Origin of the sequence: Rhodoferax sp. (genome assembly GCF_023701345.1) — a bacterium.
GTDB lineage: Bacteria > Pseudomonadota > Gammaproteobacteria > Burkholderiales > Burkholderiaceae_C > Rhodoferax.
This window is the reverse complement of the sequence record NZ_JAMPXE010000102.1, coordinates 1-12,152: the sequence shown is the minus strand read 5'-3', so window position 1 is coordinate 12,152 and position 12,152 is coordinate 1. Positions and strand designations below refer to the sequence as shown.

At 62.3% G+C, this 12,152-nt stretch carries 12 protein-coding genes and 1 pseudogene; 6 read left to right on the top strand and 7 right to left on the bottom strand.

Annotated features, from left to right (window positions below):
• The 3 genes and pseudogenes from NDI87_RS13120 to NDI87_RS13110 form a co-directional block, all read right to left on the bottom strand.
• Positions 1–79 (bottom strand): annotated as a pseudogene (locus NDI87_RS13120) (DNA-binding response regulator); the annotation flags it as partial.
• A gap of 60 nt (positions 80–139) precedes the next feature.
• The gene (locus NDI87_RS13115) at positions 140–1,456 is read right to left on the bottom strand and encodes an AmpG family muropeptide MFS transporter (RefSeq protein WP_296275742.1); all 1,317 of its coding nucleotides are present in this window, start codon (positions 1,454–1,456) and stop codon (positions 140–142) included.
• Positions 1,453–2,244, bottom strand: coding sequence for an exodeoxyribonuclease III (locus NDI87_RS13110; protein ID WP_296275740.1), 792 nt, complete (start codon positions 2,242–2,244; stop codon positions 1,453–1,455). Before NDI87_RS13110 ends, NDI87_RS13115 begins: the two co-directional genes overlap by 4 nt.
• 10 nt (positions 2,245–2,254) lie before the next feature.
• Here NDI87_RS13110 and pyrE point away from each other — a divergent pair, with 10 nt between their 5' ends.
• Complete coding sequence (gene pyrE / locus NDI87_RS13105; protein WP_296275738.1) at positions 2,255–2,971, top strand: orotate phosphoribosyltransferase; 717 nt, start codon at positions 2,255–2,257, stop codon at positions 2,969–2,971.
• Positions 2,968–3,651, top strand: a complete 684-nt coding sequence (locus tag NDI87_RS13100) for a DUF4124 domain-containing protein (protein WP_296275736.1) — start codon at positions 2,968–2,970, stop codon at positions 3,649–3,651. The genes pyrE and NDI87_RS13100 overlap by 4 nt, the downstream gene beginning before the upstream one ends.
• A 45-nt stretch (positions 3,652–3,696) precedes the next feature.
• On the opposite strand, the gene gatB is transcribed toward NDI87_RS13100, so the two are convergent.
• From gatB to gatC, 3 genes are read right to left on the bottom strand one after another with little or no spacing between them, the layout of a single operon-like run.
• Complete coding sequence (gene gatB, locus NDI87_RS13095) at positions 3,697–5,175, bottom strand: Asp-tRNA(Asn)/Glu-tRNA(Gln) amidotransferase subunit GatB (protein WP_296275734.1); 1,479 nt, start codon at positions 5,173–5,175, stop codon at positions 3,697–3,699.
• A gap of 2 nt (positions 5,176–5,177) precedes the next feature.
• Positions 5,178–6,674 carry an Asp-tRNA(Asn)/Glu-tRNA(Gln) amidotransferase subunit GatA gene (gene gatA / locus NDI87_RS13090; RefSeq protein ID WP_296275732.1) on the bottom strand — a complete coding sequence of 499 codons (1,497 nt, stop codon included), beginning with the start codon at positions 6,672–6,674 and terminating at the stop codon, positions 5,178–5,180.
• A 21-nt stretch (positions 6,675–6,695) separates the two neighbouring features.
• Positions 6,696–6,995: an Asp-tRNA(Asn)/Glu-tRNA(Gln) amidotransferase subunit GatC gene (gatC, locus tag NDI87_RS13085; RefSeq protein ID WP_296275730.1), complete on the bottom strand. Its 300-nt coding sequence runs from the start codon at positions 6,993–6,995 to the stop codon at positions 6,696–6,698.
• 199 nt (positions 6,996–7,194) lie between these two features.
• Here gatC and NDI87_RS13080 point away from each other — a divergent pair, with 199 nt between their 5' ends.
• Genes NDI87_RS13080 through mrdA form a run of 4 tightly spaced genes read left to right on the top strand, consistent with a single transcriptional unit; the run spans position 7,195 to position 11,753 of the window.
• Positions 7,195–8,238: a rod shape-determining protein gene (locus tag NDI87_RS13080; protein ID WP_296275728.1), complete on the top strand. Its 1,044-nt coding sequence runs from the start codon at positions 7,195–7,197 to the stop codon at positions 8,236–8,238.
• 15 nt (positions 8,239–8,253) lie between these two features.
• A complete protein-coding gene (gene mreC, locus NDI87_RS13075; protein WP_296275726.1) occupies positions 8,254–9,174 on the top strand; it encodes a rod shape-determining protein MreC in 921 nt (306 codons plus the stop codon).
• Complete coding sequence (gene mreD / locus NDI87_RS13070; protein WP_296275724.1) at positions 9,171–9,701, top strand: rod shape-determining protein MreD; 531 nt, start codon at positions 9,171–9,173, stop codon at positions 9,699–9,701. The genes mreC and mreD overlap by 4 nt, the downstream gene beginning before the upstream one ends.
• A gap of 33 nt (positions 9,702–9,734) precedes the next feature.
• Positions 9,735–11,753, top strand: coding sequence for a penicillin-binding protein 2 (mrdA, locus tag NDI87_RS13065; protein ID WP_296275722.1), 2,019 nt, complete (start codon positions 9,735–9,737; stop codon positions 11,751–11,753).
• 10 nt (positions 11,754–11,763) lie between these two features.
• On the opposite strand, the gene NDI87_RS13060 is transcribed toward mrdA, so the two are convergent.
• On the bottom strand, positions 11,764–12,152 hold a 389-nt coding region (locus NDI87_RS13060; RefSeq protein WP_296275721.1), incomplete at its 5' end, for a TSUP family transporter.

Below are 12,152 nucleotides of genomic sequence, written 5' to 3'. Positions count from 1 at the left end.
AGCCGGATTGGCCCAGATACTCGCGCACCATATTGGCCAGGCGCGCATCGTCTTCGATCATCAGCAGGTGTTGGTTCATTGACTTGAGTCTAATGTTTAGCCGCATCCAGGGTTTGAAGGCGGCGTAAAGTTGGGTAAATCAGGCAGGTTTCATACGGGCTGCCAGCCACACCAGCAGCAACACCGGCAGGCCCAGCATGGCGGTCGCAATGAAAAAGTGTCCATAGCCAAAATGATCGACATACATGCCTGAATAGCCGGCGATAAATTTGGGCAACAGCAACATCATGGAACTGAACAATGCGTATTGGGTGGCCGAGTAGTTGACGTTGGTCAGGCCCGACAGGTAGGCAATGAAGGCGGCCGAGGCAATGCCGCCGGCCAGGTTGTCGGCCGAAATCACAGCAATGAGCCCGGTCAGGTCATGGCCGCGCGTGCTCAGGGCGGCAAACAGCAGGTTGCTGGCGGCACTGAGCACCGCGCCCAGCATCAGCACCCGCATCACCCCGAGCCGCATGGCCATGGCACCGCCGATAAATGCACCGGCCAGCGTCATGATGACGCCGTAAATTTTGGTGACGGTGGCGACTTCCGCCTTGGTGTAGCCCATGTCGACATAAAACGGGTTGGCCATGATGCCCATCACCACGTCGCTGATGCGGTAGACGGCAATCAGCGCCAGGATCAGCGCCGCCTGCCACTGGTAGCGGCGTAAAAAGTCGGCAAACGGCTCTACCAGCGCGCCGCGCAGCCAATCCATGGCGTTCTTGGCCGCCGGCATCGGGCGGCGCAAGGGCTCGGGCGAGACCAGCACGGTCACGATGCCCAACGCCATGCTGGCCGCCATGACCAGGTAAGCGGTATGCCAGGCGCCGTGCTGGTAGCCCGTCAGTCCGGCGGTTTGGGCGCCCGCCGCGATCCACAACACGCCGGCGCCGGCCCAGATCATGGCGAGGCGGTAGCCGGTCTGGTAGGACGCCGCCAGCGCGGCCTGCCGGTTGATGTCGGCCGATTCGATACGAAAGGCATCCAGCGCAATGTCCTGCGTGGCCGAGCCAAAGGCCACCGCCAGGGCGCCCCATACCACCGGGGTCAGCGCCACTTGCGGGTCGTTGAAGGACATGGCGATCAGGCCCCAGACAATGGCCAGTTGCGACAGCAGCAACCAGCTGCGCCGGCGCCCCAGCCAGCGCGTCAGCAGCGGGATCGGCAGCCGGTCCACCAGCGGCGCCCACAGCCACTTGAAGGCATAGGCCAGGCCGACCCAGCTCAGGTAGCCGATGGTGGTGCGGTCAATGCCGGCCTCGCGCAGCCAGAAGCTCAGGGTGCCCAGCACCAGCAGCAAAGGCAGTCCGGCCGAAAAACCCAGAATGAGCATGCGCAGGCTGGCGGGCTCCAGATACACCCGCAGGGTGCTGATCCACGAGGGTTTGGTGGCGGGGGCGTTGACGGTCATGCCTGCCAGTCGTATTCAACCGTGATGGGCGCGTGGTCCGAGAACTTCTCGGTTTTGTAGATGGCCACGTTTCTGGCCCCTGCCGCCAACGCCGGGGTGGCCAGGTGGTAGTCCAGCCGCCAGCCGACGTTCTTGGCATAGGCCTGGCCCCGGTTGCTCCACCAGGTGTAGGCTTCATCGGTGGCGTCGGGGTGCAACTGGCGGTACACATCCACCAGGCCACCGTCACCGAGCAGCTGGCTCATCCAGGCCCGCTCCTCGGGCAGAAAGCCGGAGTTTTTCTGATTGCTTTTCCAGTTCTTGAGGTCAATTTTCTGGTGGGCAATGTTGACATCGCCGCACAGCACAAATTCGCGCTCGGTTTTCAGACGCTGCAAATGCGGATAGATCGCGTCCAGAAACCTGAACTTGGCCTGCTGCCGTTCTTCGCTCGACGAGCCGCTGGGAAAATAACAGCTGATGATGGAGCGTTTGACGGCCCCGCTGTCAAAGCGCAACTCCACATAACGCCCTTCGGCGTCGAATTCGGGGTCGCCAAAACCCGTCAAGACCTCACTGGGTTGCTGGCGACTGTATATTCCTACCCCAGAGTAGCCTTTTTTTGCGGCAAAATGAAAATAACCGCGCAGTTCAGCCAGTTGCTCAAAACGGCACTGCACATCATCGCTCTGGGCCTTGACTTCCTGTACACAAATACAATCAGGGGCATGTTGAGCGATCCAGGCCGGCAGGCCTTTGCTGCAGGCCGAGCGAATGCCGTTGAGGTTCAGGCTGGTTAATTTGAACAAGGATTTTTTCATGTCAGAGCGTTATGAACCCCAAACTATACAGACGCCCGGCCAGGATGCGCTGGCGCTGGAATTCGTTCAGTTTGCGGTGGACTGCGGGGTGCTGCGCTTCGGTGAATTCAAAACCAAAGCCGGGCGCTTGAGCCCCTATTTTTTCAACGCAGGCCTGTTTGACGACGGTGCCAAGCTGGGCCGCTTGGCGCAATTCTATGCGCAGCGCCTGCTGGCCAGCGGCCTTGAATTCGACATGATTTTTGGCCCGGCCTACAAGGGCATTCCACTGGGTGCCGCTCTCACGGTGGAGTTGGCGCGGCTGGGCCGCAACGTGCCGTTTGCCTACAACCGCAAGGAAACCAAAGACCATGGCGAAGGTGGTAGTCTGGTCGGTGCCCCGCTGCAAGGCCGGGTCCTGATCGTTGACGACGTGATGTCGGCAGGGACGGCCGTGCGCGAATCCATTGCCCTGATCCAGGCGGCCGGTGCCCGGGCCCAGGCGGTGGTCATCGCCCTGGACCGGCAGGAAAAAGCCACTGAAAATGGCCTCGATGTCAACCACAGTGCCGTGCAGTATGTGCAACAACAACTGGGTTTGCAAGTGTGCGCCATTGCCCGACTGGACGACCTGATGCATTATCTGGAACAACACCGTGTGCCAGGTCTGGCCGATGCCCACCAGCGGGTGCAGGCCTATCGGGCGCGCTATGGGGTGGGTGATAAATCACCATGAGTCTGCGACCATCCCGAACATGGCTTTCTGCTGCTGGTGGGCTGGCACTTGTTTCGTTCGGCGTCACGCTTTCCGCCCAGACCGTGGCCGGTCCCACGCCCCAGATTTACACCTGCACCGATGCCAGCGGACGCAAGCTCACCTCAGACCGCCCGATCGTCGAATGTAATGACCGCGAGCAGACAATTCTCAATCCGAGCGGCACCGTCAAAGCCAGAATCGGGCCGGTCTTGACCCCTTACGAACAGAGCCAGTCCGAGGTCAGGATCCGGGCCGAGCAAAAGGAACGTGCCAGAAAAGAAGAAGAAAAAAGGATGGATCGGGCATTGTTGATCCGCTACCCCAACCTGGTTGCGCATCAGAAAGGCCGGGAAGAGGCACTGGCTCAAGTTCTGCTCGTCAGGCAGGTGGGTGCCGAGCGCATGAAAGACCTGCTGGCCGAGCGCAGCAAACTGAACGACGAGATGGCGTTTTATGCCAGCAATCCAAGCAAGGCGCCGGCCAAGTTGCAACGGCAGCTCGCTGCGGTGACAAAAACCCTGGCCGAGCAGGAGCGCTTTCTGGCCGAGAAGGACAAGGAAATCCAGGCGGTCAATACACGTTTTGACGAAGAACGGCAGCGCCTGGAGCCACTCTGGCAGGCCAACCCGACGCCGGCCATAGCGAGTATGCCGCGTTGAACCCAGGAGCCCACGACCGGGTTGTGCGCTGCCTGGCTTGGGTCATCAGGCCAACTTTTGCAACAACAAGGCGTTGACCTGCTGCGGATTGGCCTTGCCCTGGCTGCCCTTCATGATCTGCCCCACCAGCGCGTTGAGCGCCTTGGCATTACCGGCGCGAAACTCGGCCACATTCTTCGGGTTGGCGGCCAGCACAGCATCGACGATCTTTTCCAGCGCGCCGCTGTCGTTCATCTGTTTGAGACCCCTGGCTTCGATGATGGCATTGACCGAGCCTTGCGGGTCTGACCACAACGCATCGAGCACCTGGCGTGCGGCATTGTTCGAAATGGTGCCGTCCTGGATGCGGCCGACCAGTTGCGCCAATTGCGCTGGCGTGATGGGGCAGGCGCTGATATCAGCCTCGGCCAGGTTGAGCCGGCGCGAGACCTCGCCCATGATCCAGTTGCCGACCAGTTTGGGCTGGCCGCAGGCCTGGGTGGCGGCTTCAAAATACGCCGCCACCTCGCGGCTTTGCGTCAGCGCCGTGGCGTCATAGTCCGACAGGCCGTAGTCGCGCACAAAACGCTGCGCCATCACGCGCGGCAGCTCGGTCATCCCGGCGCGCACCCGTTCCACCCATTCGGGCGCGATCACCAGCGGCGGCAGATCGGGGTCGGGAAAGTAACGGTAGTCGGCGGCGTCTTCCTTGCTGCGCATGGCGCGTGTTTCGCCGGTGTCGGGGTTGAACAGCACGGTGGCCTGCTCGATGGCGCGGCCGTCTTCGAGTTCCTCGATTTGCCAGCGGATCTCGTAGTCGATGGCCTGTTGCATGAACTTGAAACTGTTCAGGTTCTTGATCTCGCGGCGCGTGCCCAGCGGCGCGCCGGGCTTGCGCACCGACACATTGGCGTCGCAGCGGAACGAGCCTTCCTGCATGTTGCCGTCGCAAATGCCAATCCAGGTGACAATTTTGTGCAGTTCCTTGGCGTAGGCCACGGCCTCGGCACTGGAGCGCATGTCAGGCTCGGTGACGATTTCCAGCAGGGGCGTGCCGGCGCGGTTCAGGTCGATGCCGGTCTGGCCAATGAAGTCCTCGTGCAGCGATTTGCCGGCGTCTTCTTCGAGGTGGGCGCGCACCAGTCGCACCGATTTTTTCTCGTCGCCCAGGTAAAACTCCACCGCGCCGCCTTGCACCACCGGTATCTCGAACTGGCTGATCTGGTAGCCCTTGGGCAGGTCGGGGTAAAAGTAGTTCTTGCGGGCAAAAATGCTGCGCTCGGCAATGTGCGAGCCCAGCGCCAGGCCCAATTCAATGGCGCGCTCCACGGCCCCCTTGTTCATCACCGGCAGGGTGCCGGGCAAGGCCAGGTCCACGGCGCAGGCCTGGGTGTTGGGCGCGGCGCCAAAAGCGGTCGGTGCGCGGCTGAAAATCTTGGATTGGGTGGAGAGCTGGGCGTGGGTCTCGAAGCCGATGACGACCTCGTAACCCATGATCAGCAAGGAGGAGTCAGCGGGTTTTGTTTCTTGCACAGGGGTGTTCATCTTCAAATTCCTTGCGGCTTGGCCGTGTGCCAATCGGTGGCTTGCTGGAAGCGGTGCGCCACGTTCAGCAGGCGCGACTCGGTCAGGTAGTTGCCAATCAGTTGCAGGCCCACAGGCAGGTGTCCGGCGCCAAAACCCACCGGCAGACTCATGCCGGGCAAGCCCGCCAGCGACGCCGGCAGAGTAAAGATGTCGGCCAGGTAGTCGGTCAGGGGGTCGCTGTGGCCGCCGAGTTTCCAGGCCACGGTGGGTGCCACCGGTCCCGCAATCACGTCGCAGACGGCGAACGCCTGTTGAAAATCGTCGGCAATCATGCGGCGGATTTTTTGCGCCTGCAGGTAGTAGGCATCGTAGTAGCCATGGCTCAGCACATAGGTGCCGATCATGATGCGGCGCTTGACCTCGTCGCCAAAACCCTGCTCGCGGGTTTGCAGGTACATGTCGTTGAGGTCGGTGTACTGCTTGGCCCGGAAGCCGAACTTGACGCCGTCAAAGCGGCTCAGGTTGCTTGATGCTTCGGCCGGCGCAATGATGTAGTACACCGGAATCGACAGCTCGGTGCGCGGCAGCGAGATCGGCACCAGCCTGGCGCCGAGTTGCTCCAATTCTTTCAAGGCGGCATCGACCGCAGCACGCACATCGGGCGCCAGTCCTTCGCCAAAAAATTCGGCCGGAATGCCAATGCGCAAGCCGGCCAGTTCGGCGTTGAGGCTGCGGCTGAAGTCCTCGGCCGGCACGTCGAGCGAGGTGGAATCGCGGTCCGGGTCGGGGCCGCACATGGCGCTGAGCAGCAGGGCGCAGTCTTCGGCGCTGCGCGCCAGCGGCCCGGCCTGGTCGAGGCTGGAGGCAAAGGCCACCATGCCGTAACGCGAGGCGCGACCATAGGTGGGCTTGATGCCGGTGACACCGCAGAACGACGCGGGTTGGCGGATCGAGCCGCCGGTGTCGGTACCGGTGGCGGCCGGTGTCAGGCGCGCGGCCACCGCGGCGGCGCTGCCGCCCGAGGAGCCGCCGGGGGTGCAGGACAGGTTCCACGGGTTTTTGACCGGGCCGTAGGCCGAGTTTTCATTGGCCGAGCCCATGGCGAATTCGTCGCAGTTGAGTTTACCCAGGGTCACCATCCCCGCTCCCGGGCTGCCGCCCGGTACGCCGGCACCGAGCCTGGTCACCACTGTGGCGTCAAACGGCGAGTGGTAGCCCTTGAGCATTCTGGAGCCCGCGGTGGTGGCGAAATCACGCGTCACAAAGATGTCCTTGTGCGCCAGCGGCACGCCTGTCAGCGGGCCGGCGTTGCCGGCGGCCAGGCGCTCATCGGCGGCACGGGCCTGCGCCAGCGTGACGTCGGGCTGCCTGTCCAGAAATGCACCGAGTTTGGTGTGTATCGCGGCACGGCTCAGAAAATGCTGGGCGGCTTCAACAGCCGAGACCTTGCGCTCGCGTAATTGCGTGGCCAGTTGGGCCACCGTCAGATCATGCAGATCAGAGGTAATTTGCGTCATGATGAGAGGATTCGTTCTTGTTTATTCGATCACCCGGGGTACCAGAAACAGGCCGGCATCGAGCGCTGGCGCATTGCGCTGGTTGGCTTCGCGCTGGTTGGGCTCGCTGGCGATGTCGTCGCGCAGGCGCAGCGCCACATCGCCCATGATCTCCACCGGATGCGCCAGCGGGATGATGCCGCTGGTGTCGACGGCGCGCATTTTTTCAACAATGCCAAAAAAATCATTGAGTTGCGTGCACAGGCGGGTGCGCTCGTCCGGTGCCAGGCCGAGGCGGGCCAAATGGGCCAGACGGTCAATATCAGCAGTAGAAAGTGGCATGGGTGTTCAATCGAAACAGGGTGTAAATGAAAGCCATCACAAGGTCTTTTGCAGGGTTATGCACAGGCAATAGGTTATTATCCATCCCTTGAGCAGCCATGCGCCCCAGCGCGGCCTTTAGCCCAAAAACACCCATTTTGAACCCGTTACCCGGCGACATGTGAGCCGAAGCGCCCCATGTGCCCCAAAGGACTTATCCATGTTTGGAACATTTCGTCAGTATTTCTCGACTGACCTCGCCATTGACCTTGGCACCGCCAACACCCTGATTTACGTGCGCGACAAGGGCATTGTGCTCGACGAGCCGTCGGTCGTTGCCATCCGCCACGAAGGCGGTCCGCAAGGCAAGAAAACGATCCAGGCCGTCGGCAAGGAAGCCAAGGCCATGCTGGGCAAGGTGCCCGGCAACATCGAAGCCATTCGCCCGATGAAAGACGGCGTGATTGCCGATTTCACGGTGACCGAGCAAATGCTCAAACAGTTCATCAAGATGGTGCACCCGCGCTCCATCTTCCGCCCCAGCCCGCGCATCATCATCTGCGTGCCCTGTGGTTCCACCCAGGTCGAGCGCCGCGCCATCCGCGAAAGCGCGCTCGGCGCCGGTGCCAGCGACGTTTACCTGATCGAGGAACCGATGGCCGCGGCCATCGGTGCCGGTCTGCCAGTGTCCGAGGCCAGTGGCTCGATGGTGGTCGACATTGGCGGCGGCACCACCGAGGTCGGCGTCATTTCGCTGGGCGGCATGGTCTACAAGGGCAGCGTGCGTGTCGGTGGCGATCGTTTCGACGACGCCATCATCAACTACATCCGGCGCAACTACGGCATGCTGATCGGCGAGCCGACCGCCGAGGCGATCAAGAAGAAAATTGGCTCGGCCTTTCCGGGCAGCGAAGTGCGCGAGATGGAAGTGCGCGGCCGTAATCTCTCCGAAGGCGTGCCGCGCAGCTTCACCATTTCCAGCAACGAAATCCTCGAAGCTCTGACCGATCCGATCAACAACATCGTGTCGGCGGTCAAGAACGCGCTGGAACAAACCCCGCCCGAGTTGGGTGCCGACATTGCCGACCGCGGCATGATGCTGACCGGCGGTGGCGCCCTGCTGCGTGACCTGGACCGCCTGCTGGCCGAAGAAACCGGCCTGCCGGTGCTGGTGGCCGAAGACCCGCTGACCTGCGTGGTGCGCGGTTGCGGCATTGCGCTGGAACAAATGGAACGCCTGGGCTCCATTTTTACCAGCGAATAAACGGGCCACACAGCGATGCCACTCGGTACGCTGGACGGCACGCCACCGCCATTTTTCAGGCAGGGCCCGTCCGCTCTGTCCAAGCTTGTTTTTTTCAGCGCGCTGGCGCTGTTGCTGATGGTGGCCGATCTGCGTTTTCATGTGATCCAGCCGATGCGCAGCGCGATCGCCACGGTGCTTTACCCGGTGCAGTGGCTGGCGCTGCGCCCGATCATCTGGGGCCAGGGTGGCAGCCAGTATTTTGAATCCCTCAATCGTTCCCAAACCAGGGAGGCGGCGGCGCAATACCAGCTCGGGCTGCAGTCCCAACGGGCCCAGCAGGTGGAACAACTCACGCTCGAAAACACCCGTCTGCGCGACTTGCTGACGATGCGCGCACGCATCAACACGCCCGCCCTGGCGGCCCAGGTGCTGTATGACGCCGCCGATCCGTACACCCGCAAAGTCATCATCGACAAGGGCTCGCTGCAGGCGGTGGCAGCCGGCGCGCCGGTGCTGGACGAAACCGGTATTCTGGGCCAGGTGACCCGGGTCTATCCGATGGTGAGCGAAGTCACCTTGATCACCGACCCCAATCAGGCGATACCGGTGCTGAATGTACGCACCGGCGCCCGCGGGCTGGCCTTCGGCAACGCCACCTTGAGCAGCGGTACGCTGGAGTTGCGCTACATGGACGCCAATGTGGACATGGCCGCCGGTGACCTGCTGACCACCAGCGGTGTCGACGGCATCTACCCGCCCGGTTTGCAGGTCGGTCGTGTGCTGAAAATCGAACGCCGCGCCGACTCGGCTTTTGCCCGCATCACGGCACAGCCCATTGCCCGCCTTGACGGCAGTCTGCATGTGCTGGTGTTGCAACCGCTGGCCGGGCAGATGCCGGACCGACCGACCGTGCCGGGCGAGACCGGACGCGCCAGCAAGGGAGAGCAGCCATGATCATGCCGCGTGGCCAGCAATTGCTGTTGCCGGCGAGCTCGCTCTTCATCTGGAGCAGCCTGCTGGTCGCGCTGGGCGGCAACATGCTGCTCAATATGGGCCTGCTCGGACGCACGGCCTGGCTCCCCGACCTGCTGGCGCTGGCGCTGGTGTTCTGGACCATCCATCAGCCGCTGCGGGTCGGCATGACGGCAGCTTTCGCGCTGGGTCTGGCGATGGATGTGCACCAAAGCGCGCTGCTCGGGCAGCACGCCCTGGCTTACGCTGTCCTGAGTTTTCTGGCCATTGCCATGCATCGCCGCCTGCTCTGGTTCAGCGTGCCATCGCAAGCGGCCCAGGTGTTGCCCCTGTTTGTGGTTGCCCATGCCCTGACGCTGCTGGTGCGCCTGCTCGCCGGGGACGACTTTCCTGGCTGGTCGATGCTGTTGGCACCGGTTCTGGAGGCGCTGTTGTGGCCGGCCGTCAGTGTGCTGTTGCTGTTGCCGCAAAAGCGCGCGCCCAACCCGGACGCCAACCGGCCCCTGTGAGCGCCCTGGTGAAGTCATCCTGTTAAAGCGCGCATGAAGATCATCCGCAACGTTCAACTTGAGCTGGCCCGTTTTCGCCTGCGGGTGCTGGTGGCCAGTGTCGTGGTGCTGCTCTGTTTTGGGCTGCTTGCCGCCCGGCTTTTTTATCTGCAGGTGCTGCGCCACGACGATTTGCGCGCCCAGGCCGAAAACAACCGCACGGCTATTTTGCCCATCGTGCCTAATCGCGGCCTGATTCTGGATCGCAACGGCATCGTGCTGGCCACCAATTATTCGGCCTACACACTGGAAATCACGCCATCCAAGGTGCCTGACCTGGCGCAAACCATCGACCAACTGGCGCAAATTCTTGAGATCACGCCGCGTGACCGGCGCCGCTTCAAAAAGCTGCGCGAGGAGGGCAAGAGTTTTGAATCCATCCCGCTGCGCAGCCGCCTCAACGACCAGGAAGTGGCCCGCTTTGCCGCGCAACGCTACCGTTTTCCCGGTGTCGACATCAAGGCGCGGCTGTTTCGCAGCTATCCGTATGGCGAGTTGGCCAGCCATGTGATTGGCTACATCGGGCGCATCAACACTTCGGAAAAAGAAAAACTCGACGAATCGGAAGATGCCGCCAATTACCGTGGCACCGAGTACATCGGCAAGCTCGGTGTCGAGCAGAGCTTTGAGGCGCAACTGCACGGCATCACCGGCATTGATGCGATGGAGACCTCGGCCGGTGGCCGCGCCACCCGGCGCCTGTCGAGCCAGTCCTCAACCCCGGGCCACACCATCAAGCTGTCGATTGACATCAAGCTGCAAAAACTCGTTGAAGACATGTTTGGCGAACGCCGGGGTGCGCTGGTGGCGCTGGACCCCAAAACCGGCGAGGTGCTGGCGTTTGTCAGCAAGCCCACCTTCGACCCGAACCTGTTTGTCGAAGGCATTGACCAGGAAAGCTGGCAGGGGCTCAACGAGTCGATCGACAAGCCCCTGCTGAACCGGGCGCTGCGCGGCACTTATCCGCCGGGCTCCACCTACAAGCCTTTCATGGCCCTGGCGGCCTTGAGCACCGGCAAGCGCTCGGCCAGCATGCAGATCAACGACCCCGGTTTTTTCATGTTTGGCGGTCACCGTTTTGGCAGCCCTGAAAATGAGCGCGGTGGCATCATGGACATGCACCGCGCCATCGTCGAGTCAAGCAATGTCTACTTTTACTCGCTGGCCAACGAGCTGGGTGTCGATGCCATGCACGACTTCATGAAACCGCTGGGCTTTGGCCAGCTCACCGGCATTGACATCTTTGGCGAGGTGCGCGGCGTGCTGCCCAGCACGGACTGGAAGCGCAACTACTTCAAGCGCCCGGAACAGCAAAGATGGTACGCCGGCGAAACCATCTCGCTGGGCATTGGCCAGGGCTACAACAGTTTCACCATGCTGCAACTGGCGCAGGCCACCGCGATTTTGGCCAACCATGGCATCAAGCATCCGCCCCAACTGGTGCTGGCGACCCAGGACGCCAGCAGCCAGGTCAGTGTGCCGATCGCACCTCAGCCTGCAGAAAACCTGGGTTTCAAGCCGGAGCACCTGGAGACCATCCGCCGCGCCATGGTGGGGGTGACGCAAGAGGGCACCTCGCGCCGCGTATTTGCCGGGGCCAGCTACCTCAGCGGTGGCAAGACCGGAACCGCGCAAGCCGTGTCGCTCGGAAAAAACGAAAAATACAACGCCGCCCGCATGGAAGAGCGCCAGCGCGACCACGCGCTCTACATTGCCTTTGCCCCGGCCGAAGATCCCAAAATGGCGATTGCCGTGATTGTGGAAAACGCCGGCTTTGGCTCGGTCTCTGCCGCACCGATGGCCCGGCGCGCCTTTGATTACTGGTTGCTGGGTCAATACCCCAACGAGGAAGACCTGGCCCTGGTGCGCAAAGGGCTCGCTTCGGCGCCAGTGGGCCAGCCGCGGCTGGCCGCCGATGTGCTCTGGCCGCGTGGCGTGCAAGCCGTCGCGGCGCCGCCGGACGCTGCCTCGGCAGCCGCAGCCGCTTCAACCCCGGTGGCCGCGCTCCGCTGAGGTCAAACCCTTAGCGCAAAAACGCGTCGTAACTGGTCTTGAGGATCAGGGCGCTGACCACCAGCAAAAATACGATGCGCACAAAGCCGGTGCCGTGCTTGAGTGCCAGCCGCGTGCCCAGCAGACTGCCGAGCACATTGGCCAGCGCCATGGCCAGCACGAAGTGCCACCAGATGTGGCCCTTGGCGATGAACAGCGCCAGCGCCGACAGGTTGGTGGCGGTATTGACCAGCTTGGCCGCTGCCGAGGCGCTTAAAAAGTCATAGCCCAGCAGGCGCACAAACAGGAACACCAGAAAACTGCCGGTGCCGGGCCCAAAAAAACCATCGTAAAAGCCGATCACGGCACCAATGCCGGCGGCGATGAGTTGTTCCTGCAAACCGGAATAGCTCGGTGCGT